This is a genomic window from Streptomyces sp. NPDC091209 (genome assembly GCF_044757755.1).
In the GTDB taxonomy this organism is placed as follows: Bacteria; Actinomycetota; Actinomycetes; order Streptomycetales; family Streptomycetaceae; genus Streptomyces.
The window spans coordinates 124,397-147,907 of the sequence record NZ_JBIVVR010000014.1 but is presented as its reverse complement, the minus strand read 5'-3'; the positions used below and the strand labels follow the sequence as shown (position 1 = coordinate 147,907).

Sequence of the window (23,511 nt, the reverse complement as noted above, 5' to 3'; positions counted from 1 at the left end):
GGTGGCCGGGTGGGTGGCGGTCACGAGCCGGGCCGGGGGAGGGGAACTGCCCCGGGACGCCGGAGGCGTTGTCCGTCAGGTCGACGCCGCCTGAGCTTCCGCCCGGAGAGTCTCGGCGGCCGGGCTCGAGGACGGCTCAAACGGCGGGGCTCGAACCCTTCCGCGAGACCGGCGTACGTCCGAAAGGGGAGGCCGGGCCTTCGGATCGAGGCGGACGCAGCGGGTGGCTTGAGCCGCGCTCCAGTCAAGCCCGTGCGGTCTGCGAGCGGTTCCGGACAGTGTCGTGTGGGCACGGCCGTCAGCCCAGCGCCGCACGACAACGTCTGTCGGCGGCCCTCAGCGGCAGGCGGACGGGTTCGCCGGTGCGAGGTCACCGGCGCAGTGATGGCACCGTGCCGGGCGGAGGTCGGAGTCCCGCCGCAGCCCGGACGCCGCTGGCCGGCGTACCAATGAGGAGGGTGTGGAAGATGTCGGATGCGCGTGTGCACCGCACGGTCCACGAAGTGATCGCGGCGGCCCCGGCCGGAGTGATGTACGGGCTGATCGCGGACGCCACCCGGTGGCCGCTGTTCTTCCAGCCCTGTGTCCATGTCGAGCAGCTCGACTTCGACGGGAAGCGGGAGCGGCTGCGCATGTGGGTCACCGCGGGCGAGACCGTCAAGTCCTGGGTGTCCAGCCGGCACCTGGACGTGGAGCGGCTGCGCGTGGAGTTCACCCATGACCTGCCCGCCGCGCCCACGCGGTCCATGAGCGGCGTGTGGACGGTGGTGCCGCTGGGTGAGTGCGCCGCCAAGGTGACCCTGCAGCACTCCTTCACCGTCGCCGGGGACGTGCCGGCGGACGTGGCCTGGGTCGAGCAGGTCACCCGCGACAACAGCCGCGCCCAGCTGGACCGGCTGGCCGAGCTCGCCGAGCGCTGGACGCGTCTGGACGACCTGGTGTGGTCCTTCGAGGACACCGTACGGGTCAACGCCCCCGGCGAGCCGGTGTTCGACTTCCTGTACCGGGCGCGGGACTGGCCCGCCGGACTCCCGCACGTCAACCGGGTCGACCTGGTCGAGGACGAGCCGGGAGTACAGCTGATGTCCATGGGCAGCCTGTCCGTCGACGGCGGCGCGCACAGCACCGAATCGGTGCGCATCTGCTTCCCGGGCACCCAGCGCATCTGCTACAAGCAGACCCGGACCTCGCCCCTGCTGACCGCGCACACCGGCGAGTGGTCGATCGAGCCCGACGAGTCCGGGGTGAACCTGACGGCCCGGCACAGCGTGCTGCTGTGCGAGGAGAACATGGAGAGCGTGCTGGGCGAGGGCACCGACGCGGTGGCCGCCGGCCGGCACGTGCGCGAGGCGATGGGCCAGGCAGGCCTGTCCGTACTGCGCCACGCCGCGCAGTACGCCATCGACTCGATCCGCGTCCTGTGACCGCGGTCCAGGACACCATGGCCGCCCCCGCACGGGACGAAGGTGAGGCGGCGCCCGCCACCGCGTCCGAGCGCGCCGCCCGGCTGGAGGCGGCCCTCGGCGACCCCCTTGATCCGGGCAACCCGCACGGACACCTGGCGCTGCTGCGCGCCGACGAGGCCCGCGACGCGCCGGCGGCCACCGAGGCACTGCTCGCCGAGGCGGGCCTGGGCGCCGAGTTCGTCCCGTACGACCTCGGCGGCCGGCTCACCGATCTGGAGGAACTCGCGCGGGTACTGCGCCCGTTGTTCCGCCGCGATCTCGCGCTCGGCTACGGATTCGGCATCACCTCGCTCTTCGCCGCCTGCGCGGTGTGGACCGCGGGGGACGAGCCGCAGCGCCGGGCGCTGGCCGCGCACCTCCTCGGCGGAGGCCGGGTCACGATCGTGCACCGCGAGGTGGCGCACGCCAACGCGATCCTGCGCAACGAGGTCGAGGCGGAGCCCGGCCCGGACGGCGGCTGGGTGCTCAACGGGCACAAGGACGCGGTCATCAACGCCCACCGCGCCGAGGCCTTCGTCGTGTACGCGCGCACCGCGCGCGAGGAGGGTCCGCGCAGCCACTCCGTGCTGCTGCTCGGCCCCGAGCCGCCCGCCTCCGGCGAGGTGCGCAGGCTGGGCAGGGTCGAGATGCCGGGCATGCGCGGCGCTCACTTCTCCGGACTCGAATTCGCCGATGTGGCCGCGGGACCCGAGGCGCTGGTCGGCGAGGTCGGCGAAGGGGTGTCGCTGGCGCTGCGCAGCTTCCAGATCAGCCACTGCCTGATTCCGGGCGTGGTGCTGGCCGGCGTGGACAGCGTGCTGCGCCAGGCGGTGCGCGCGGCCGTGGAGAACCGGCCCGACGGATGGCCTGCCCGGCGGTGGCAAAAGGTGCTCGCCGGGGTCTTCGCGGACCTGCTGGCCTGCGACAGCATGGCCGTCACCGGGCTGCGGGCGATGAGCCTGCTGCCGGAGGACTCGTACCTGCTGGCCGCCGCGGTCAAGTACACGATGCCGGACCTGCTGCGTGAGGACCTGGAGGAGCTGGCGACCGTGCTCGGCGCCCGCGGGTACGACCGCGGGCCGCTGCACGGCGGCTTTCAGAAGCTCGTACGGGACCTGCCGGTGGCCGGTCTCGGACACGCGGGGACGGCCGTATGCCAGGCGGTGCTGGTGCCGCAGCTGCCGGCGCTGGCGCGCACGGCGTGGTTCCGTACACCGGAGCCGCCGGCGGGGCTGTTCGAACCGGGGGCGCCGTTGCCCCCGTTCGACCACCGGCGCCTCGCGCACTCCGGTACGGACGACCTGCTGACGGCGACTCTGGTCGGCGCGGCGGGCCGGCTGGCGAAGGGGCGCTCCGGGTACGCCGACGGGTCGCCGCACGCGGTGCTGGCGGGGCTCGCGCAGGCGTTCGTGGCGGAGCTGCGGGTGCTGAGGGCGCGGTGCGCCGCGCTGAGCGCGCCGGTCGGCGGCACCGGATTCGATGCGCAGGCCTGCGCGCTGGCCGACCGGTACGCGCTGGTGCTCGCGGCGGCGGCGGTACTCGGCATGTGGGAGGGGCAGGCCGGGACCGGATCGTTCCTGGAGGAGCCCGCCTGGGCCCTGCTCGCGCTGAGCCGGATCGCGCGGCGGCTGGGGGCGGTGGTGCCGAACCTTCCCGAGAGCGTGGTGGGCTCGGTGCTCGGTGAGGTGCTGGAGCGGTGCCGGGAGGGGCGGAGCCTCGACCTGTACGGGACGGCGCTGGCGGGCTGAGGCGTGCGGTGACCTCGCCCGCCCGCCTTCGGGTCACGGCACCGGAGACGTGTCGGGGCGGTGGACGAACGCCTCGGCCAGATCGCCGTCCGTCCCGCGGGACCGGGACGGACGGCACTACACGCAGGAGACGACGATGGACCAGGTGAGATGCGCCGCCCCCCTTCGTGTGCCGCGGCCGCGCGGTCCGTGGCACGGGGTGAAGGAGAACCTGACCGGGCTCGGCAACGCGGTGGTCCACACGACCTGGAGCGAATGGCTGCCCAGCGTGCTGACCACACCCCGGCTGCGCGAGCTGCTCGGGCCGGACTGGGACCGCTACCGGCGTACCCCCGACGCCACCGTGCGCTACCGCTTCGCGGCCGCCCGGCTGCTCATCAAGTACACGGCGGCGGCGGCGCTCGGCATCCCGCCGGAGTACCTCGACCTGGCCTACCGGCTGGGAGGGCGCCCCTATCTGCGCGGCTTCGACCAGATCGAGCTGAGCCTGTCCCACACCGGCGACCTGATGGCCGTCGGGCTGAGCCGCACGGGCCGGATCGGCGTGGACGTGGAGCTGGCCGGCCGCAACGTACGGCTGGACCTGCTGGAGGCGCAGATCCTGACCCCGGCCGAGGCGGCGGAGATCGCCGGGTTGCCGGAGGCGGAACGGGTCCCGTACGCGCTGAAGCTGTGGACCCTCAAAGAGGCGTACAGCAAGGCGCTCGGGCAGGGGCTGCGGCTGGGCTTCAAGGAGTTCGGCTTCAAGGAGTCCGGCTTGACGGGCGCCCGGCTGCACGCCGCGGACGGCAGCGCGGCGACCCGGGGGGAGTGGGGCTTCGCCACGCACCCGGTGATGGGCCGCTACCTGCTGAGCACGGCCTGCCACGACGCGGGGCTGTACACCGCGAACGACACGTCGGTGGGGACCATGCTCGACCAGGGGTTCCTGTCGGCGATGAACCAGAGCGCGAGCTGACCTGCGGCCCGGGTCCGGGGCTTGAGGGCCCGGGGCTTGAGGTGCTCTGCGGCGGACTTCGAGGCGCGCCAGCGCTCTGCCAGGTCCCCGGCAGCGGGTTGCTCCACAGTGGACCCGGGAGTACCGCGCCCTCGGGCGCCCCGCTCTCCGGGTCCTCCGGCGTTCCGGGCGCCCCGTACGGGACGATCTGGACCGGAGGAGGGCGACCACATGGCCAGGCCGAGCCGCCCGCGCGCGGGCCGGGGACGAGGCGGCCGCCAGGCAGGCTCCGCCCTGCCGCTGACCTGGTGGCAGCACGACCTGCTGCTGGACTCACTGGAGCACCGCGGCACCGGCCGCCACGTCGAGCAGCTGTCCTGGCGCTGGTGCGGACCGCTGGACACCGAGCGGTTCACCGCGGCCTGGCAGTCCGTCGCCGACCGGGAGACGGTGCTGCGCGCCGCCGTCGACTGGGAGCCGTGGCCGCGCGTGGTCCTGCACGACCGGGCCGCCGTCGAGGTCGTACGCCACCGGGCCGGCGGAGTCGACTGGGACGAGCTGGTGGAACGCGACCGGCTGCGCGGCTTCGACCTGCGCGGCCCCGGACCGCTGCGGGTCACCCTGGTCGACGACCCGGCGCCCGCCGCGCGCGTGCTGCTCACCTTCCACCACGGACTGCTGGACGCCTGGAGCGTGTTCGTCCTCCTGGACGAGTTCTACCGGGCCTATCTGGCCGGCGGCGCGCTGCCCGGAGGGGAGAGGCGGCCCGACATCCGCGACTGGGCGCGCTGGCTGGAGCACCAGGACCCGGGCCCGGCACGGGAGTTCTGGACCCGGACGGTACCCGAGGGCGCGCCTGCCGTGCTGCCCGCCGCGCCCGGCCCGGACACCCTGGAGAGCGGCTGCGGCCGCGCCGAGGCGCGCTTGTCGGCCCAGGAGGCCGAACGGCTGTACCGCTGGGCCGCGGCCCAGGCGGTGCCCGAATCCAGTGCACTGCAGGCGGTCTGGGCGATGCTGCTGTATCGCGGCGCGGGCCTGAGCGGCCCCGCGCAGGTCGGATTCGGCGTCACCGTTTCGGGGCGCGGCATCGCCCTGGAGGCCGTCGAGCGGCTGCCCGCGCCGATGCGCAACTGCCTGCCGATGTCCGTCCAGGTCGATCCGGCGCACCGGCTGGGGCGGCTGCTGACGGTGCTGCGCGACCGCGCGCTGGACATGGCGGCGTACGAGTGGGTCTCCGCCGGGCAGATCCACGAGTGGACCGGCCGGGCCACGGGCGGCGGGCCGCTGCTGGCGAGCCTGGTAGCCGTCGGAAGCGTGCCGCGCCCGCCGCGGGAGCTGCGCGCCGGGCTGGCCGACCACGGCGTGCGGATCGAGCCGCTGTACGCGAGCGGTGCGCACACCGCCTTCCCCGTGGCCCTGCTCACGCAGCGCGGCCCCGACGGCTCGCTGACGCTGACCGCCGCACACGACCGGTCCCGGATGTCCGGAGCCGATGCGGTCCGTCTGGTCGGCCACTGCGCGCGGCTGCTGCGCGAACTGCCCGCCACCAGCGCCGAGACGACGCTCGCCCAGGTGCTCGCCGTCCTCGAAGGGGACGAGCCGCCGCGGATCGCCCAGCGGCGCGGCTCGGCCGCTCAGCGGGCGGCACGCTTCCGCCTTCACTCGATCGGTGAGCGATCCGACGTCGAGTGGATCCCTAGCGGGTCTTGACACCGTGGGACGACTCATCGTGAAGGAGCCGCCCATGTTCACCTACGACATCAGGCAAGATTTCCGGGAGGTCGAGATGTTCTTCTTCGGCTTGGTCCCGCTGGGGGTCGCGCCGCCGCTGCGGCTGGCCGGCGTGGACGAGGACGACACGGAGTTCCTCGAGGAGTCCACCATCGTCCGCGGTATCGACTAGCCCGTGTCGTACGGGACACCACCGGCCGACCGGCTTGCCGGTCCTCTCTCCGCTCGGCTCTCCACCCGCTTCTGCGCTCACCCGACCCTTCGCGTCGCGCGGCTGCGCCGTGTTGTCCGGCTCGCCGTACGGGGTGCGGATCCGGCCGTCGGCCGCCCCGTCGGCCCGGCCCGCCGGGTGGCCCATGGCCGAAACCGGACGGTTCCGAGCGGAACTCGATCCATCGCGTAGCGCCGCTCCAGCCCCGGCCGAGCGGTCTTTTGCACGCTGCCTGCCCGGACCCGGGCCGCCTGGCGGACCGGTTCGGCCGCTGCCGGGTCCGCCCCCGTGCGGGACAGCGCCGCCGGCCTCGCCGCGGCCGTCGAGCACCAGCGAAAGAAAGGAATCACCCGATGTCGCTGTCGAAGCAGCGCGCCGGCGCACCGCAGGTGTCGCCCTCGGCCGAGGCGTTTCTCAACGACCCCGGGCACGTGGGCGTGCTCACCACCGTCAGGCCCGACGGGACACTGCACACGGCGCCCGTACGGTTCACCTGGGACGGGACGGCCGGCCTTGTCCGGGTCATGACCGTCGCCTCCTCGCGCAAGGCGCGCAACCTGCTGACCGACCCCGGCGGCCGGGTGGCGATCTGCCAGGTGCAGGGCTTCACCTGGGTCACGCTGGAGGGCTCCGGCACGGTGGTGCGCGAACCTGAGCGGGTGGCCGAGGGAGCCGAGCGGTACGCCAAGCGGTACCGGTCGGCGCCGCCGAACCCGCCCGGCCGGGTGGTGATCGAGATCGAGGTCGACCGGGTACTGACCCTCAACACCTGAGCAGTACCTGCGCACCACCGCGGCCCCGGCACCCGAGCGCGCGGCGGCAGCCTTCCCGGCTGCGCCGCGCGCTCACCCGTATCGCGCGCGCCTACGCGACCGGCGGAGGAGTGCCGTCCGCCCACAGCAGGCGGAAGGACAGCAGGGTCAGCCGCCACCCGACGGGGGTGCGCAGGGCCTCGCCGTTGACGAAGGTGCCGGTGGTGAACAGCGGCGCGAGCACGCCCTGCGGCGGGACATGGCGCGGGTGGTGCACCTGGGTGGAGATCAGGTTGGCGCGGAGGGTGGCCCGGTCCCCGTCCAGGACGACCACGGCCGGGGAGCCCAGGTGCTGGGTGACGGCGAAGGACGACAGGGCCTTGCGGTGGAACCCGGCCATGCCCTCGGTGCCCTCGTGCCGGCTCATCGGCGGGAAGGCCACCACCGCGTCCGGGGTGAACAGCTCCGCCGCCCAGGCGTCGTCGAGCTCTTCGTCGTCGAGGGAGACCAGATAGCGGTTCAAAAGGGCCGCCACAAGAAGGCTTGCGGTGCCGGATTCCTCGAGGGTTTCGGTGGAGGTCATCCTTGAGAATGCGCCTGGCCCGTCCCGTCCGGGCAACCCCGCCTGACAAAGATCTGACATTGCTGACGCTTTTCTGTCATTGATTGTCGAAGGTCTGTATCAATCCGTCTTTACGCCCCGCCCGGGCCCTCGTGATACTGGCCGAACACCAGTGGGAAGAGGCGGGATGAGCACCTTTGATGTAGATGTCATTGTCGTGGGAGCCGGGCCCACCGGACTCATGCTCGCGGGCGAGTTGAGGCTCAATGGAGCCTCGGTGACAGTCCTTGACAAACTTGCCGAGCCGATTATGGAATCCCGGGCGCTCGGCTTTTCTGCGCGGACCATCGAGGAATTCGCCCAGCGCGGCCTGATCGCCCGCTTCGGCGAGGTCGGCGTCATTCCGGTCGGCCACTTCGGCGGCGTCCCGCTCGACTACCAGGTGCTCGAAGGCGGCTCGTACGGCGCCCGCGGCATCCCGCAGGCCCGTACCGAGGGCGTCCTCGGCGGCTGGGCGCGCGAACTGGGCGCCGAGATCCGCCGCGGCGTCGAGGCCACCGGCCTGGCCCAGGACGCCGAGGGCGTGACGCTCACCGCGCAGGGCGCGGACGGCACCCTCACCCTGCGCGCCCGTTACGTGGTGGGCTGCGACGGCGCCCGCAGCATCGTGCGCAAACTCGCCGGCATCGACTTCCCCGGTACCGAGTCGGCCGTCGAGCTGCGCTTCGCGGACGTGGCCGGCGTACCGCTGCGCCCGCGCTTCAGCGGCGAGCGCGTCCCCGGCGGCATGGTGATGGTCATCCCCATCGGCCCGGACCGCAGCCGCGTCATCTACTTCGACAGCGCCGAGCCTTTGCGCAAGAGCCCCGAGGCGATCACCTTCGAGGAGGTGGCCGCATCCTGGCAGCGCCTGACGGGCGAGGACATCAGCGGCGCCACGCCGCTGTGGGTCAGCTCCACCACCGACAACAGCCGCCAGGCCGCCGAGTACCGGCGCGGCCGGGTCTTCCTGGCCGGTGACGCCGCGCACATCCACCTGCCCATCGGCGCGCAGGGCATGAGCGCGGGCGTCCAGGACGCGGTGAACCTCGGCTGGAAGCTCGCCCTGGACATCCAGGGCCGGGCGCCCGAGGGCCTGCTCGACACCTACCACGCCGAACGGCACCCGGTCGGGGCCCGGATCCTGACCAACACGCTCGCCCAGCGCATCCTCTACCTCGGCGGCGACGACATCACCCCGATGCGCGAGGTCTTCACCGAGCTGGTGGAGAACCACGAATCGGTCCGCCGCCACCTCGTCGGCATGGTCACCGGCCTCGACATCCGCCACGACGTCGGCGCGGGCGACCACCCGCTGCTCGGCCGGCGCCTGCCCGACCGGGAACTCGTCGTCGACGGCGAGAAGACCTCGGTCTTCGCGCTGCTGAACGCCGGCCGCGCCGTGCTCCTCGAACTCGGCGGCGACCACGGCCTGCGCGAGGCGGCCGCCGGCTGGGCCGACCGCGTCGAGGTGGTCCGCGCCGACCAGCCCGACTGCGACGCCCCGGTGGACGGCATCCTCGTCCGCCCCGACGGCTACGTCGCCTGGCTCGCGCCCGAAGGCGCCGGCTCCGAAGGCCTCACCGACGCTCTCACCCGCTGGTTCGGTCCCGCCGGCTGAGCGCCTTTCCGTCCCGCTCCGTCCGTACCCTCCACAGGAAGCGAAGAAGAATGCCTTTCATCTCCCTTGAGGACAAGCACCTGACCGTCCTCAACCTCTTCACCACCGACACGCCTGAGAAGCAGGACAGCCTGATCGAGGAGATGCGGAAGATCGTCGACGCGGCGACGTACGACGGCTGGATGAACAGCACCGTGCACGCGGGCGTCGACAGCCTGGGCACCGCCAACTTCATCCAGTGGCGCAGCGGCGAGGACCTGGAGCGGCGATACGAGGGCGAGGAGTTCAAGCACCGCACCCTCCCCGTCTTCGGCGAGATCACCACCTCGATCAAGCTGCTGCAGAACGAGGTCGCCTACACGCTGACCTCGGACGCCCTCGACGGCAAGGTCGAGGTCGGCCCGCACCGCGACGACTACACCGTCCTCGGCGTCTTCTCCGTGACCGACGACGGCCAGGACGAGGCCATCGACGCCCTCGGCAAGGGCCAGGACTTCTTCGCCGAGGTCCCCGGCTTCCGCTCGCACGTGGTCCTCAAGGGCCTGCGCGCCCGCGGCCTGGACGGCAAGTTCGTCGTCTCCTACTCGCAGTGGGACAGCAAGGAGGCCTACGACTCCTACCGCGACCAGGCCCCGGAGCAGCAGTCCGCCGCGCGCCAGGAGGCCCAGAACCGTGTCCGCGCCGTCTCCACCGGGGCCCCGTACATCAACTCGTACACCGTGGTGCACTCCCGCTCCGCCGGCGAGTGAACCGGCGCGCTTTCCACGGCGCGACGGGACCGCAATGCCCTGGACGCCCGGCACCCCGCTCAGGGCGCCGGGCGTCCCGCGTACGTGCCCCCCATCCACGAGAAGGCGCACTGTGCACCCGCTCCGGCGGAATTCGAGAATCCCCCGTGCGGCGCGCTATCGCCAGGCGGGACCGTCAAGCCAGTGGCGAATTCAGGCCGCCACACAGCCCGCGTTTGCACCGCGCTCTCCCGCGCACACGCTGAGGAGCCAAACCTTATGCACAGCACGTTGATTGTCGCCCGGATGGCAGCAGCCTCGTCCGCCGATGTGGCAAAGCTGTTCTCCGAATTCGACGCGACGGACATGCCCCAGCGCATGGGAACGCGGCGCCGCCAGTTGTTCTCGTACCGGGGCCTGTACTTCCACCTCCAGGACTTCGACGAGGACAACGGAGGCGAGCTGATCGAGCAGGCGAAGGGCGACCCGCGCTTCGTCGGGATCAGCCAGGACCTCAAGCCCTTCATCGAGGCCTACGACCCCAAGACCTGGCGCTCACCGGCCGACGCGATGGCCGCACGCTTCTACAACTGGGAAGCGTCCGCATGACCCGCCGACGCGTCGTCATCACCGGAATCGAGGTGCTCGCCCCCGGTGGTGTCGGCAAGGAGAGGTTCTGGAACCTGCTGAGCGAGGGCCGCACCGCCACCCGCGGGATCACCTTCTTCGACCCCGCGCCCTTCCGCTCCCGGGTGGCCGCCGAGATCGACTTCGACCCGTACGCCCACGGGCTGACCGCGCAGGAGGTGCGCCGCCTGGACCGGACCGCGCAGTTCGCGGTGGTCGCCTCGCGCGGCGCGGTCGCCGACAGCGGCATCGAGCTGGGCGGGATCGACCCGCACCGCATCGGTGTCACCGTGGGCTCCGCGGTCGGCGCCACGATGAGCCTCGACGAGGAGTACCGGGTCGTCAGTGACGGCGGCCGGCTCGACCTGGTCGACCACGCCTACGCGGTCCCGCACCTCTACAACCACATGGTGCCGAGCTCCTTCGCCTCCGAGGTCGCCTGGGCCGTGGGCGCCGAGGGCCCCTCCACCGTGGTCTCCACCGGCTGTACCTCCGGCCTCGACTCGGTCGGCTACGCCGTCGAGCTGGTCCGCGAGGGGTCGGCGGACGTGGTGATCGCAGGCTCCTCGGACGCCCCGATCTCCCCGATCACGATGGCCTGCTTCGATGCCATCAAGGCCACCACCCCCCGCCACGACGATCCGCACAGCGCCTCGCGCCCCTTCGACGGCACCCGCAACGGGTTCGTGCTGGGCGAGGGCACCGCCTTCTTCGTGCTGGAGGAGCTGGAGAGCGCCAAGAAGCGCGGCGCGCACATCTACGCCGAGATCGCCGGCTATGCCACGCGCTCCAACGCGTACCACATGACGGGCCTGCGCCCCGATGGCCTGGAAATGTCCGAGGCCATCAACATCGCCCTCGGCGAGGCCCGCATGAACCCCGAGGCGATCGACTACATCAACGCGCACGGCTCGGGCACCAAGCAGAACGACCGGCACGAGACGGCCGCCTTCAAGCGCAGTCTCGGCGGCCACGCCTACCGCACGCCGGTCAGCTCCATCAAGTCGATGGTCGGGCACTCGCTCGGCGCGATCGGCTCCATCGAGATCGCCGCGTCCGCCCTGGCCATGGAGTACGACCTCGTACCGCCCACGGCCAACCTGACGACGCCCGACCCCGAGTGCGACCTCGACTACGTCCCCGTCACCGCGCGGGAACAGCTGGTCGACGCGGTCCTCACGGTCGGCAGCGGATTCGGCGGCTTCCAGAGCGCCATGGTGCTGGCCAGCCCTGAAAGGAACCTCGTATGACCGCGTCGGTAGTGGTCACCGGCCTCGGCATCGCCTCCCCCAACGGGCTGGGTGTCAAGGACTACTGGTCGGCGACTCTTGGCGGGAAGAACGGCATCGGCCGGATCACCCGCTTCGACCCGTCGAGTTACCCCGCCCGCCTGGCGGGTGAGGTCCCCGGCTTCGTCGCCGAGGACCACCTGCCCTCACGCATCCTGCCGCAGACCGACCGGGTCACCCGGCTCGCGCTGGTGGCCACGGACTGGGCGCTGCAGGACGCGGGCGTCGACCCCGCGCAGATGTCCGGGTTCGACATGGGCGTCATCACGGCCTCGGCCGCGGGCGGCTTCGAGTTCGGCCAGGGTGAGCTGCAGAGCCTGTGGGGCCGGGGCAGCCAGTACGTCTCGGCGTACCAGTCCTTCGCCTGGTTCTACGCCGTCAACAGCGGCCAGATCTCGATCCGCAACGGCATGAAGGGCCCGGCCGGCGTCGTGGTCAGCGAGGGAGCCGGCGGCCTCGACGCCGTCGCCCACGCCCGCCGCCAGATCCGCAAGGGCACCTCGCTGATCGTCACCGGAGCCGTCGACGCCTCCATCTGCCCGTGGGGCTGGGTGGCCCAGCTGTCCACCGGCAAACTGTCCACCAGCAACGAGCCCGCCCGCTCCTACCTGCCCTTCGACCGCGACTCCCGCGGGTATGTGCCCGGCGAGGGCGGCGCGATCCTCATCACCGAGGACGCCGACGCGGCGCGCGCCCGCGGCGCCCGCATCTACGGCGAGATCGCCGGCCACGGCTCGACGATGGACCCCAGGCCCGGCAGCGGCCGCGAGCCGGGCCTGCGCAAGGCCATCGAGCTCGCCCTCGCCGACGCGGGCGTCGACTCCGGCGACATCGACGTCGTCTTCGCCGACGGCGCCGGCGACCCCGAGCCGGACCGCATCGAGGCCGAGGCGATCACCGCCGTCTTCGGAGCCCGGGCCGTCCCGGTGACCGTGCCCAAGACAATGACCGGACGCCTGTACTCGGGCGCGGCCCCGCTGGACCTGGCCGCCGCCTTCCTCGCCATCCGCGACGGGATCATCCCGCCCACCGTGCACGTCGACCCGTGCCCGGACTACTTGCTCGACCTGGTCCTGGGCCAGCCGCGCCCGGCACCGGTGCGCAGCGCGCTGGTCCTGGCCCGCGGCAGCGGCGGGTTCAACTCCGCCATGGTCGTGCGCGCCGCCGAATAGGGCGGCCTCGTCCGCACCTACGCCACCACCCACGCAGCATCATGATGAAAGGGACTCCACCATGGCCACCAAGGCGTTCACCCTCGACGACCTCAAGCGCATCCTGAAGGAGGCCGCGGGCGTGGCCGAGGGCGTCGACCTGGACGGCGACATCCTCGACACCGAGTTCGACGTGCTCGGCTACGAGTCCCTCGCCCTGCTGGAGGCCGGCAGCCTCATCGAGCGCGAGTGCGGCATCTCCCTCGACGAGGAGGCCGTCAACGACGCGCACACGCCGCGGACCTTCATCGACGTCGTCAACATACAGCTCGCGCCTGCCACGGCTGCCTGAAGGGATCCGGACATGACCCAGCACGCCACCCCCAAGGTCGCCGTCGTCACCGGCGCCACCAGCGGCATCGGCCTCGCCTCGGCGCGTCTGCTCGCCTCGCAGAACCACAAGGTGTTCATCGGCGCCCGCAACGCCGACAACATCGCCGCCACCGTCAAGGAGCTCCAGACCGAGGGCCTGGACGTGGACGGCGCGGTCGTCGACGTCCGCGACACCGCCTCGGTGGACGCCTTCGTCCAGGCCGCCGTCGACCGCTTCGGCACCGTCGACGTCGTGGTCAACAACGCCGGCCGGTCCGGCGGCGGACCGACCGCCGACATCACCGACGAGCTGTGGCAGGACGTCATCGAGACGAACCTCAACAGCGTCTTCCGCGTCACCCGCGCCGTGCTCAGCACCGGCGGCATGCGGCACAAGGACCGCGGCCGGATCATCAACATCGCCTCCACCGCGGGCAAGCAGGGCGTCGTCCTCGGCGCTCCGTACTCCGCCTCCAAGCACGGCGTCGTCGGTTTCACCAAGGCGCTGGGCAACGAGCTGGCCCCCACCGGCATCACCGTCAACGCGGTCTGCCCCGGGTACGTCGAGACCCCGATGGCCCAGAAGGTCCGCCAGGGCTACGCGGCCGCCTACGACACCTCCGAGGACGCCATCCTCGAGAAGTTCCAGGCGAAGATCCCGCTCGGCCGCTACTCCACCCCGGAGGAGGTCGCCGGCCTGGTCGGCTACCTGGCCTCGGACACCGCCGCCTCCATCACCTCGCAGGCGCTCAACGTCTGCGGCGGCCTGGGCAACTTCTAGCAGGGCCCGCCCCCACGCACCCCCCGAACACCACCTGAGGAGAACCCGTCATGACCACGCGTGAGGTCGAGCACGAGATCACCGTCGGCGCCCCGGCCGCCGCCGTGTACCAGTTGCTCGCGGACGTGAGCAACTGGCCGCACATCTTCCCGCCCACCATCCACGTGGACCAGGTCGAGGCCGGGGACGCCGAGGAGAAGATCCGGATCTGGGCGACCGCCAACGGCCGGCCGAAGAACTGGACCTCGCGCCGCACCCTGGACCCGGCGGGCCTGCGCATCACCTTCCGCCAGGAGGTCCCGGCGGAGCCCGTCAAGCACATGGGCGGTACCTGGATCATCGAGCCGCTCGGCGAGGCGGAGTCCCGCGTCCGGCTGCTGCACGACTACAGCGCCATCAACGACGACGCGCACGACCTGCTGTGGATCGCGCAGGCGGTCGACAAGAACAGCACCTCCGAGCTGGCCGCGCTCAAGGTCAACGTCGAGGCGGCGCACGCCGCGGAGACCGAGGAGCTGACCTTCTCCTTCACCGACACCGTCCAGGTCGCGGGCTCCGCCAAGGACGTGTTCGACTTCATCAACGAGGCCCAGCTGTGGGCCGAGCGGCTCCCGCACGTGGCCGTGGTGCGCCTCGAGGAGGACACCCCGGGCCTGCAGGAGCTGGAGATGGACACCCGCGCCAAGGACGGCTCGGTGCACACCACCAAGTCGTACCGGGTGGTCTTCCCCCACGACAAGATCGCCTACAAGCAGGTCACCCTGCCGGCGCTGATGACCCTGCACACCGGCGAGTGGACGTTCGTCGAGACCGACGAGGGCACCGCCGCATCCTCGCAGCACACCGTCAGCCTCAACACGGAGAACATCGCGCGCATCCTCGGAGACGAAGCCACCGTCGCCGACGCCCGCGCGTACGTGCACACGGCGCTGTCCACCAACAGCTGCGCCACCCTCGCGCACGCGAAGGCCTACGCCGAGTCGAAGGCCTCCTGAGCATGGCGCCCGACCTTGCAACGGGCGGTGCCGAACCGGCACCGGGCGGCGCGGGCCGCCCGGACCGGCTCGGCACCGAGGTCCTGGTCGTCGGTGCCGGACCCGTCGGGCTGATGCTCGCCGCCGAACTCGCACGCGGCGGCGTGGACGTGGTCGTGGTCGAGAAGCGCAAGGCCCCGTCCACCGAGTCCCGGGCCTCCACACTGCACGCCCGTACCATGGAGATCCTCGACGCGCGGAAACTGCTGCCCGACGTCGGCACGCCGCCCCACGAGCCGCGCGGCCACTTCGGCGGCCTCCCGCTCGACCTCACCCTGCCCAGCACCCACCCGGGCCAGTGGAAGGTGCCGCAGACCAAGACCGAGGCGGTCCTGGAGGAGTGGGCGATCTCGCACGGCGTCGACATCCGGTGCGGCCACGAACTGGTCGCTGCCGGCGAGGTCGGCGAGTACGTCGAGGCCGAGGCCGTCGGACGGGACGGAGTCCTGCGGCTGCGCGCCCGCTACCTGGTCGCCTGCGACGGCGAGGACAGCACCGTACGGCGGCTGACCGGGGTGGACTTCCCCGGCCACGACGCCGGCCGGGAACTGCTGCGCGCCGACGTCGAGGGCATCGACATCCCCAACCGGCGTTTCCAGCGCCTGGAGCGGGGGCTGGCCATCGCCTGGCGCAACGACAAGGGCGTCACCCGCGTCATGGTCCACGAGTTCGGCTCGACGGCCGGCCCGCGCACCGCGGACGCTCCGTTCGAGGAGGTCGCCACCGTCTGGAAGCGGGTCACCGGAGAGGACATCAGCGGCGGTACCCCGCTGTGGGTGAACTCCTTCGGCGACGCCTCCCGGCAGCTCGCCTCCTACCGGCACGGGCGCGTCCTGTTCGCGGGGGACGCCGCCCACCGGCAGATGCCGGTCGGTGGCCAGGCCCTCAACCTCGGTCTGCAGGACGCCTTCAACCTCGGCTGGAAGCTCGCGCTCACCGTGCGCGGGCTGGCTCCCGAGAGCCTCCTCGACACCTACCACGAGGAGCGGCACACGGTCGGCCGCAGGGTCCTGGCGAACATCCGGGCCCAGGCCCTGCTGCTGCTCGGCGGCCCCGAGGTGGAGCCGCTGCGCGCGCTGGTGGTCGAGCTGACCGGCCTGGAGGAGGTACGGGCCCACCTGGCCGGGATGATCAGCGCACTCGACGTGCGCTACCCGGTGCCCGGCCCCGCGCACCCGCTGCTCGGCGCCCGGCTGCCGCACACCGTCGTGCGGTCCGGCGGGCGCGAGCGCGGCAGCACCGCCGAGCTGCTGCGCGCCCGCGGCGGTCTGCTGCTCGACGTGGACGGGACCGGCGTACGGGTGCCCGCCGGCTGGGCCGACCGGGTCACCGCGGTCGCCGGCGACCCGGAGCCCGGCTCGCTCCCCGGTGAGCCGGGGGCCGTTCTCGTACGGCCCGACGGCCACGTGGCGTGGGTGGGCCGGGACGAGGACGGGCTGGCCGAGGCGCTCGACCGCTGGTTCGGCCCGGCCCGCCCACCGACCCCCTGAGCGTCCCCGGAGCGGGGGCACGTCCGCAATCCCCCCACGTGCACGTCCGCACCCCGCCGCACACCCACGCACAACCCAGTCACCAGTGATCCCCACTGCCAGGAAGGACAGCCCATGCAAGGGAGCGAAGGGACAGTGGCGGACACCGACGTCATCGTCGTCGGCGCCGGCCCGACCGGACTGATGCTCGCAGGCGAACTGCGCCTGGGCGGAGCTCGCGTCGTCGTGATCGAGAAGCTGGCGGCGCCTACCGGGCAGTCCCGTGGCCTGGGCTTCACCGCCCGTGCCATGGAGGTGTTCGACGAGCGCGGGCTGCTGCCCCGGTTCGGCCAGGGCGAGACCCTCGCCACCAGCCCCGTAGGGCACTTCGGCGGGGCCCAGTTCGACTTCACCGTCCTTGAGGGCGCCCACTTCGGCGCCCGCGGCATCCCGCAGGGGCAGACCGAGGCCGTGCTGGAGGGCTGGGCCGCCGAACTCGGCGCCGACATCCGGCGCGGCTGGGAGTTCGTCTCGCTCGCCGGCGGCTTCCTCGACGGGGACCACGTCGAGATCACCGTCCGTACGCCCGAGGGCGACGAGCAGCGGCTGCGCGCCGCCTACCTGGTGGGCGCCGACGGCGGCTCCAGCCGCGTCCGCAAGGCGGCCGGCTTCGAGTTCCCGGGCACCGACGCCACCCAGGGCATGTACCTCGCCGACGTCACCGGCTGCTCGCTGCGGCCGCGGTTCCTCGGCGAGCGCCTGAGCAACGGCATGGTGATGGCGGCCCCGCTCGCCGAGGGCGTGGACCGGATCATCGTCTGCCCCGACGGCCGGCCGGCGCACGACCGCGAGCGGACCGTCACCTTCGAGGAGGTCGCGGAAGCCTGGCAGAGCATCACCGGCGAGGACATCTCGCACGGTGGCGCCGACTGGGTGTCCTCCTTCACCAACGCCACCCGCCAGGCCTCCGAGTACCGGCGGGGCCGGGTGTTCGTGGCCGGCGACGCGGCGCACATCCACCTGCCGGCCGGCGGCCAGGGCCTGAGCACCGGCGTGCAGGACGCGGCCAACCTCGGCTGGAAGCTGGTCGCCGTGGTCCGCGGCGACGCCCCCGCGGAGCTGCTGGACACCTACCACGCCGAGCGGTGGCCGGTCGGCCGCCGCCTGCTGGCCAACACCCGTGCCCAGGGGATCGTCTTCCTCGGCGGCGCGGAGTCGGACCCGCTGCGCGAGCTGTTCGGCGAGCTGGTCCGCTACGACGACGTCAAGCGGCACCTGGCCGGAGCGGTCAGCCACCTCGACATCCGCTACGACCTCGGCGCAGGTGAGGACGCCCACCCGCTGGTCGGCCGCCGGATGCCGGCGCGGCTGCTGGTCGGCGCCGACGGCGAGCAGCGCACCACGCGACTGCTGCACCCGGGCCGGGCCGTACTGCTCGACTTCGCCGACGATGCCGGGGCGCGCCGTACGGCAGCCGGCTGGCAGGGCCGCCTCAACGTTCACACCGTGTCCGCCAAGCCGGTTGACGGCCCGGACGTACTGGCCGGCGTCCCTGCGCTGCTGCTCCGTCCCGACGGGTACGTGGCCTGGGCCGGCGAGCCCGCGCAAGGGCTCGCGGCCGCGCTGGAGCGGTGGCTGGGAGCCGCTTCCGCCTGACCACCCCAGGGCGCCGCAGCCCCCGCCCCGCCGTCCGACCGGCGGGGCGGGGGCTCCGGCATGCGGGGGGGGGGCGACGTACGGGGCGGGCACGCGCAAAGCCCCGGTTCCGCGTCGGGGGAAACGCGGAACCGGGGCAGCTCAGGGGCGGCGCGTCAGACCGCGATGGCCTCCACGACCGAGACGGCCGCAGCGGTCTCCACGACCCGCTCCAGCTTGAAGCCGGCCTTCGCCACCAGCTCCGCGTACTGCGACCGGGTGCGCTCCTTGCCGCCCACGAGCAGCAGCAGCCACAGGTCGACGAGCTTCCCGGAGTGCGGCTCGTCGCCCTCCGGGACCACCATCTCCACCAGCAGCAGCTTGCCGCCCGGCTTGATCGCGGCGCGCACGTTGCGGAGGATCTGCAGGGCCTGCTCCTCCGGCCAGTCGTGCACGATGTGCTTGAGGACGTACGCGTCCGCACCCGACGGCACCGGGTCGAACAGGTCGCCGTCGGCCAGGGCCACGCGGTCCGCGACACCCTGCGCCGCCAGGAACTCCGCAGCGCCGTTCGCGGCGATGCGCGGGTCCGAGAGGATGCCCTTCGTGTCGGGCGCGCTGTTGAGGATGCCGGCCAGCAGCCCGCCGTTGGCTCCACAGAAGTCCAGGACCGTGCCGAACTGCGAGAAGTCGTACGCGGCCACGACCGGTGCGGTCTCGGTGGAGGACATGTTGCCCATCCCGCCGATGAACACCGCACCGTATTCCGGATTCTGCATGAGGTATTCGAAGGCGCCCATTCCGCGCCGCTTCGGCAGGCTCGGCTCGCCGGTTCGCACCGAGTCCAGGAAACCGTTCCAGTCGTCCCAGTGCGTCGGGTGGCCCATCAGCACGCAGAGGTCGCGCATCGTCACCGGGTGGTCGGCGCGCAGCGCGTCGGCCATCGCAGTCAGCGCCCAGAGGCCGTCGTCCTGGCGCGTGAACACGCCCTGGGAGGCGAGCAGGCGCAGCACCCGGCCCAGCGCCTCGGCATCCGCGCCGACCTCGGCGGCCAGGTCTTCGACCGGTCGCGGACCGGCCTGCAGGGCCTCGGCCACGCGCAGTTCGGCGGCGGCGTACAGGGCCTGGGTCACCATGGAGCCCATGGCCAGTTCGAGCAGGGCGAACGGGGGCGGGGCCAGCTCCCGGACCTGCTTCTGCAGGTCCGCCCGGGTCTTCTCCACGGCGCGGACGACTTCGGGGGGCGGCACAGCGGGCATGTGGTTCCTCCATGGCAGAAGAGCGAGAACTCTGTCCCAACCGCCGGAAGGGACCCGTCCCGCCACGGTAAGGAGGAGGGATAGACCCGCCCTGGAAAGCGACTTGCACATATCTGGAGCGGGGCGCACGCCTCGCACGCCCCAGGAGTCTCGCCGCGGCCGCCGGACGGCCGGCCCAGAACTGCTCGGCGGCCGCTCGACGTGGGCCGGAGACCGGTTCGTTCGGGACGAAGTACTCGGCATCCTTGGCCCGGCATCGCGTTGCGCAGCCCGACGCCCCTGGAGGTCGTCCGTGTCCCTTCGTACCGAGCCCCCCTCGCCGGAGACCGGCGCGCCGTGTGCACCCTGCCCGGGGACGCCCCGGCCGGCGCCGCGCCCGAGCGGGCCACCGCTCCCGCCGAGGTGCAGGCCCGTGCGCCTGCGCCACCGAGACGGCATCAGCGTCCATCCCTCGTACTCGACCGGCGTGCACCCGGCCGAGACCCCTGACCGGCTCCTCGCCCACCTGCGCAGCTCGTCGACGGCATGGCCGCCGAACTCGCGTCCGCCCGCGACCTGCTGACGGAGCACGGCCTGAAGGAGCTGCCGTGACCACCCTCTCCACCGCCCCGGCGGCGGCCCCGCCGCACACCGCGCACCGGCAGTTGCCTCGCGCGGGTGAGGAACGGACCTCAAGGATCGCCTGAGCGATCCTGCGGTCCCGCTGCACCGCCCCTCGACCCCCCTGGTCTTTTCTGAGGACCAACCGTCTGTAGGAGGAATCGAAAATGGCAAAGAGCGCGATCATCGTGGGTGCCGGGCCGGTCGGTCTGATGCTCGCGGGTGAGCTGCGGCTCGGCGGCGCGGACGTCGTCGTCTACGACAAGCTGCCCGCCCCCAGCGGCGAGTCGCGCGGCCTCGGGTTCACCAGCCGTACCGCGGAGGTCTTCGACCAGCGCGGGCTGCTCGGCAGGCTCGGCGACATCCGCTGGGGCAAGCAGGGCCACTACGGCGGTGTCCGCATCGACTTCTCCCTCCTGGACGAGAGCCACTTCGGCATCATGGGCCTGGCCCAGTCCGTCACCGAGGACATGCTCGGCCGCTGGGTCGACGAGCTCGGCGTCGAGGTGCGCCGCGGCTACGACCTGACCACCCTGACCGAGACCGAGGACGGCGTGGTCCTCGGCTTCCAGGGCCCCGACGGGTACACCGAGGCCACCGGCACCTACGTCATCGGCTGCGACGGCGGCAAGTCCACCGTGCGCATCCTGGCCGACATCGACTTCCCCGGCGACGAGGCCACCCGCGGCATGTACCTGGCCGACGTCGTCGGCGCGGACGTGCGCATGAGGCCCATCGGCGAGCGCATCGAGGGCGGCGGCATGGTGCTGTCCGTCACCCTGGAGCCGGGTGTGGACCGCATCGTCATCCACGAGCCCGGCGTCCGCCCGCACCACGGCGAGGGCGAGCTGGAGTTCTCGGAGCTCGCCGACGCCTGGCAGCGCATGACCGGCGAGGACATCCACGGCGCCTCCGCCTCCTGGATGTGCGCCCTGACCAACGCCACCGGCCTGGCCGCCCAGTACCGCAAGGGCCGCGTCTTCCTCGCCGGCGACTCCGCCCACGACCACGCCCCGCTCGGCGCCCAAGGCGTCAGCGTCGGTCTCCAGGACGCCGTCAACCTCGGGTGGAAGCTCGCCGCCGTGCTCGGGGACCGGGCACCCGAGTCCCTGCTCGACACCTACCACGCCGAGCGCCACCCGATCGGTGAGCAGCTGATGCGGGACGTGCACTCCATGTCGATGCTGTACCTCGCCGGCGAGGAGATGGAGCCGCTGCGCGCCGTCGTACGCGAACTCGTCACCCTGCCCGAGGCCGCCCGGCGGCTCGCGGGCCGCGTCTCCGGCCTGCACATCAAGTACGACGTGGGCGCCGAGGGACACCCCTTCCTGGGGCTGCGCCTGGCCCCGCACCGAGCCGTCGAGCGCGCCGACGGCAGCCGTACGAAGGTCGCCGAGCTCCTGCACGCAGGCCGCGGCGTGCTCATCGTCTCGGACGGGGACGGCGGCCCGGCCGAACTCGCCGCCCGCTGGGCCGACCGCGTGGACGTCATCACCGGCGCCTGGGCCGACCAGGAGGCCGACCACCACGACGCCCCACAGGCCGTGCTGGTCCGCCCCGACGGCTACATCGCCTGGGTGGCGCCGGCAGGCGGCGACCTCGAAGCCGCCCTCACCCGTTGGTTCGGGGCGCCCGCGGCCGTCCGACGGCCCGCCGCATGACACCCCCCGGCCGCCCGCGCCCCCGAGGAGGGGCCGGAGCTGAACGGCCGGTACCTGCTGGTCTTCTTCGCCTGACCACCGCCGACCTGGCGCTGCCCCATGCGCGGCAGCTCTGATGTTTGAGGAGTAGGACATGGCAAAGGGCGCGATCATCGTCGGCGCCGGGCCGGTCGGGCTGACGCTCGCCGGCGAACTGAAATTGGGCGGCGTGGACGTCGTCGTCCTCGAGAAGCTCCCCGCGCCCAGCGGCGAGTCCCGCGGCGTGGGCTTCACCCGCCGCGCGGCCGAGGTCTTCGACCAGCGCGGCCTGCTGGAGCGCTTCGGCGACGTCGAATGGGCCCAGGGCCACTTCGGCGGGGTCCACATCGACTTCTCCAAGCTGGACGACAACCACTTCAGCGTCCGCGGCATCCCGCAGTTCCGCACCGAGGAGATCCTCGAAGGCTGGCTGAAGGAGCTGGGCGTCGAGATCCGCCGCGAACACGAGGTGCTCGGCTTCCGCGAGACCGAGGACGGCGTCGTCGTCGAGTACGAGGGCCCCGCCGGCCGCGGCGAGGAGAGCGCCGGCTACCTGGTCGGCTGCGACGGGGCGCGCAGCATCGTCCGCCGGCTCGCCGGCATCGACTTCCCCGGCTGGGAGCCCACCCGCGGGATGTACATGGCCGACATCGTCGGGGCGGACGTACGCCAGCGCCCCATCGGCGAGCGCGTGCCCGGCGGCATGGTCATGGCCTTCAACCTGGAGGACGGCGTCCACCGGATCGTCATCCACAACGAGTCGCTGCGGCCGCCGGAGGACAAGAGCGGCCTCACCTTCGAGACCATCGCCGACGCCTGGCAGGACATGACCGGCGAGCGCCTGCACGACGCCGAGGTCCGCTGGATCAGCTCCTTCACCGACACCACCCGCCAGGCCGCCCAGTACCGCAAGGGCCGGATCTTCCTGGCCGGCGACGCCACCCACATCCACATGCCGGCCGGCGCGCAGGGCATGAGCGTGGGCGTGCAGGACGCGGTCAACCTCGGCTGGAAGCTGGCGGCCACCATCAACGGTTGGGCGCCCGAGGGCCTGCTCGACACCTTCCAGTCCGAGCGGCACCCGGTCGGGGAACTGCTCATGCGCAACACCCGCGCCCAGACCAAGCTCTACCTCTCCGGCGAGGAGATGGAGCCGCTGCGCGCGGTCATGCAGGAACTCGTCCAGGACGTCGCGGTGGCCCGCCACCTGGCCGGCCAGGTCTCCGGCCTCGACGTGCGCTACGACGTCGGCTCGGGCAGCCATCCGCAGCTCGGCCTGCGGCTGCGCCCCGACACCCCGCTCAAGCTCACCGACGGCAGCCCCGCCACCGTGCGGGACCTGCTCAAGCCGGCCCGCGGCGTACTGTTCGTGACCCCCGCGGCGGCCGACTCCGACGCACTGCGCGCCACCGCGGCGCGCTGGGGTGACCGGGTGGACACGGTCACCGGCGACTGGGCCGAGGGCGAGGGGGCCGTGCCGGACGCCCCGCACGCGCTGCTGGTCCGCCCCGATGGCTACATCGCCTGGGCCGCCCCGGACGAGGCCGGCCCGCATGAGGCGTTGGAGCGCTGGTTCGGAGCCGTTTGAGCGAGTTCTTCAGCGGTGATCTGCCGTGCGGGCTGATCTCCTCGTTCGAGGAAGGTGAAGAGCTGTCGGCAGATTGCACGCCTGAGGCAGCGTCCGCAGCGCGGCCCCGGCACCCAGGCGGCGCCGGCGCTGCGCGGAACCGGCCCGAGAGCACCCCCGCTCCACGCGAGGGGTGCTCTTCGCGTGTCACGGCGCCCGCACGCGTGCCCGACCGGCCCGCACGGCGCCCGAAACCGGTCCAGGACCGCTCTTC

At 72.7% G+C, this 23,511-nt stretch carries 21 protein-coding genes; 19 read left to right on the top strand and 2 right to left on the bottom strand.

What is annotated here, in order from left to right:
* Nucleotides 1-467: 467 nt before the first annotated feature.
* From ACIQRL_RS33075 to ACIQRL_RS33050, 6 genes are all read left to right on the top strand, one after another.
* Nucleotides 468-1,424: an aromatase/cyclase gene (locus tag ACIQRL_RS33075; protein WP_401338495.1), complete on the top strand. Its 957-nt coding sequence runs from the start codon at nt 468-470 to the stop codon at nt 1,422-1,424.
* Nucleotides 1,421-3,193, top strand: coding sequence for an acyl-CoA dehydrogenase (locus tag ACIQRL_RS33070; RefSeq protein ID WP_401338494.1), 1,773 nt, complete (start codon nt 1,421-1,423; stop codon nt 3,191-3,193). Before ACIQRL_RS33075 ends, ACIQRL_RS33070 begins: the two co-directional genes overlap by 4 nt.
* A gap of 136 nt (nt 3,194-3,329) precedes the next feature.
* On the top strand, nt 3,330-4,151 hold the full coding sequence (locus ACIQRL_RS33065) for a 4'-phosphopantetheinyl transferase family protein (RefSeq protein ID WP_401338492.1): 822 nt from the start codon (nt 3,330-3,332) through the stop codon (nt 4,149-4,151).
* Nucleotides 4,152-4,361: 210 nt separating this feature from the next.
* On the top strand, nt 4,362-5,840 hold the full coding sequence (locus ACIQRL_RS33060) for a condensation domain-containing protein (protein WP_401338491.1): 1,479 nt from the start codon (nt 4,362-4,364) through the stop codon (nt 5,838-5,840).
* Nucleotides 5,841-5,874: 34 nt separating this feature from the next.
* Nucleotides 5,875-6,033 carry a hypothetical protein gene (locus ACIQRL_RS33055; RefSeq protein WP_401338490.1) on the top strand — a complete coding sequence of 53 codons (159 nt, stop codon included), beginning with the start codon at nt 5,875-5,877 and terminating at the stop codon, nt 6,031-6,033.
* Between the two features lie 392 nt (nt 6,034-6,425).
* Nucleotides 6,426-6,845 carry a pyridoxamine 5'-phosphate oxidase family protein gene (locus ACIQRL_RS33050; protein WP_401338488.1) on the top strand — a complete coding sequence of 140 codons (420 nt, stop codon included), beginning with the start codon at nt 6,426-6,428 and terminating at the stop codon, nt 6,843-6,845.
* A gap of 91 nt (nt 6,846-6,936) precedes the next feature.
* On the opposite strand, the gene ACIQRL_RS33045 is transcribed toward ACIQRL_RS33050, so the two are convergent.
* Nucleotides 6,937-7,407, bottom strand: a complete 471-nt coding sequence (locus ACIQRL_RS33045; RefSeq protein WP_401338486.1) for a nuclear transport factor 2 family protein — start codon at nt 7,405-7,407, stop codon at nt 6,937-6,939.
* A gap of 166 nt (nt 7,408-7,573) precedes the next feature.
* Between ACIQRL_RS33045 and ACIQRL_RS33040 the strand changes: the two genes are divergently transcribed.
* From ACIQRL_RS33040 to ACIQRL_RS32995, 10 genes are all read left to right on the top strand, one after another.
* Nucleotides 7,574-9,046, top strand: coding sequence for an FAD-dependent monooxygenase (locus ACIQRL_RS33040; RefSeq protein ID WP_401338484.1), 1,473 nt, complete (start codon nt 7,574-7,576; stop codon nt 9,044-9,046).
* A 50-nt stretch (nt 9,047-9,096) separates the two neighbouring features.
* Complete coding sequence (locus tag ACIQRL_RS33035) at nt 9,097-9,795, top strand: antibiotic biosynthesis monooxygenase family protein (protein WP_401338482.1); 699 nt, start codon at nt 9,097-9,099, stop codon at nt 9,793-9,795.
* A gap of 258 nt (nt 9,796-10,053) precedes the next feature.
* Complete coding sequence (locus tag ACIQRL_RS33030; protein WP_387714484.1) at nt 10,054-10,383, top strand: TcmI family type II polyketide cyclase; 330 nt, start codon at nt 10,054-10,056, stop codon at nt 10,381-10,383.
* Complete coding sequence (locus ACIQRL_RS33025; RefSeq protein WP_401338481.1) at nt 10,380-11,651, top strand: beta-ketoacyl-[acyl-carrier-protein] synthase family protein; 1,272 nt, start codon at nt 10,380-10,382, stop codon at nt 11,649-11,651. The genes ACIQRL_RS33030 and ACIQRL_RS33025 overlap by 4 nt, the downstream gene beginning before the upstream one ends.
* Complete coding sequence (locus tag ACIQRL_RS33020; RefSeq protein ID WP_401338479.1) at nt 11,648-12,862, top strand: ketosynthase chain-length factor; 1,215 nt, start codon at nt 11,648-11,650, stop codon at nt 12,860-12,862. Before ACIQRL_RS33025 ends, ACIQRL_RS33020 begins: the two co-directional genes overlap by 4 nt.
* Before the next feature lie 61 nt (nt 12,863-12,923).
* Complete coding sequence (locus ACIQRL_RS33015) at nt 12,924-13,193, top strand: phosphopantetheine-binding protein (RefSeq protein ID WP_401338478.1); 270 nt, start codon at nt 12,924-12,926, stop codon at nt 13,191-13,193.
* Between the two features lie 12 nt (nt 13,194-13,205).
* Nucleotides 13,206-13,994: a 3-oxoacyl-ACP reductase FabG gene (gene fabG / locus ACIQRL_RS33010; RefSeq protein WP_401338476.1), complete on the top strand. Its 789-nt coding sequence runs from the start codon at nt 13,206-13,208 to the stop codon at nt 13,992-13,994.
* Between the two features lie 50 nt (nt 13,995-14,044).
* On the top strand, nt 14,045-14,989 hold the full coding sequence (locus tag ACIQRL_RS33005) for an aromatase/cyclase (RefSeq protein WP_401338475.1): 945 nt from the start codon (nt 14,045-14,047) through the stop codon (nt 14,987-14,989).
* A 2-nt stretch (nt 14,990-14,991) separates the two neighbouring features.
* Complete coding sequence (locus ACIQRL_RS33000) at nt 14,992-16,518, top strand: FAD-dependent oxidoreductase (protein ID WP_401338473.1); 1,527 nt, start codon at nt 14,992-14,994, stop codon at nt 16,516-16,518.
* A gap of 114 nt (nt 16,519-16,632) precedes the next feature.
* Nucleotides 16,633-18,153: an FAD-dependent monooxygenase gene (locus tag ACIQRL_RS32995; protein WP_401338471.1), complete on the top strand. Its 1,521-nt coding sequence runs from the start codon at nt 16,633-16,635 to the stop codon at nt 18,151-18,153.
* 155 nt (nt 18,154-18,308) lie between these two features.
* Here the strand turns inward: ACIQRL_RS32995 and ACIQRL_RS32990 are convergent, their stop codons facing one another.
* Nucleotides 18,309-19,391 (bottom strand): methyltransferase, encoded by a 1,083-nt coding sequence (locus tag ACIQRL_RS32990; protein ID WP_401338470.1) that lies wholly within the window; start codon nt 19,389-19,391, stop codon nt 18,309-18,311.
* 412 nt (nt 19,392-19,803) lie between these two features.
* On the opposite strand from ACIQRL_RS32990, the gene ACIQRL_RS32985 reads away from it, so the two are divergent.
* From ACIQRL_RS32985 to ACIQRL_RS32975, 3 genes are all read left to right on the top strand, one after another.
* On the top strand, nt 19,804-19,953 hold the full coding sequence (locus ACIQRL_RS32985; protein ID WP_401338468.1) for a hypothetical protein: 150 nt from the start codon (nt 19,804-19,806) through the stop codon (nt 19,951-19,953).
* A 205-nt stretch (nt 19,954-20,158) separates the two neighbouring features.
* Nucleotides 20,159-21,652, top strand: a complete 1,494-nt coding sequence (locus ACIQRL_RS32980) for an FAD-dependent monooxygenase (RefSeq protein WP_401338466.1) — start codon at nt 20,159-20,161, stop codon at nt 21,650-21,652.
* A 133-nt stretch (nt 21,653-21,785) separates the two neighbouring features.
* Nucleotides 21,786-23,258 (top strand): FAD-dependent monooxygenase, encoded by a 1,473-nt coding sequence (locus ACIQRL_RS32975; protein WP_401338464.1) that lies wholly within the window; start codon nt 21,786-21,788, stop codon nt 23,256-23,258.
* Nucleotides 23,259-23,511: the final 253 nt, after the last annotated feature.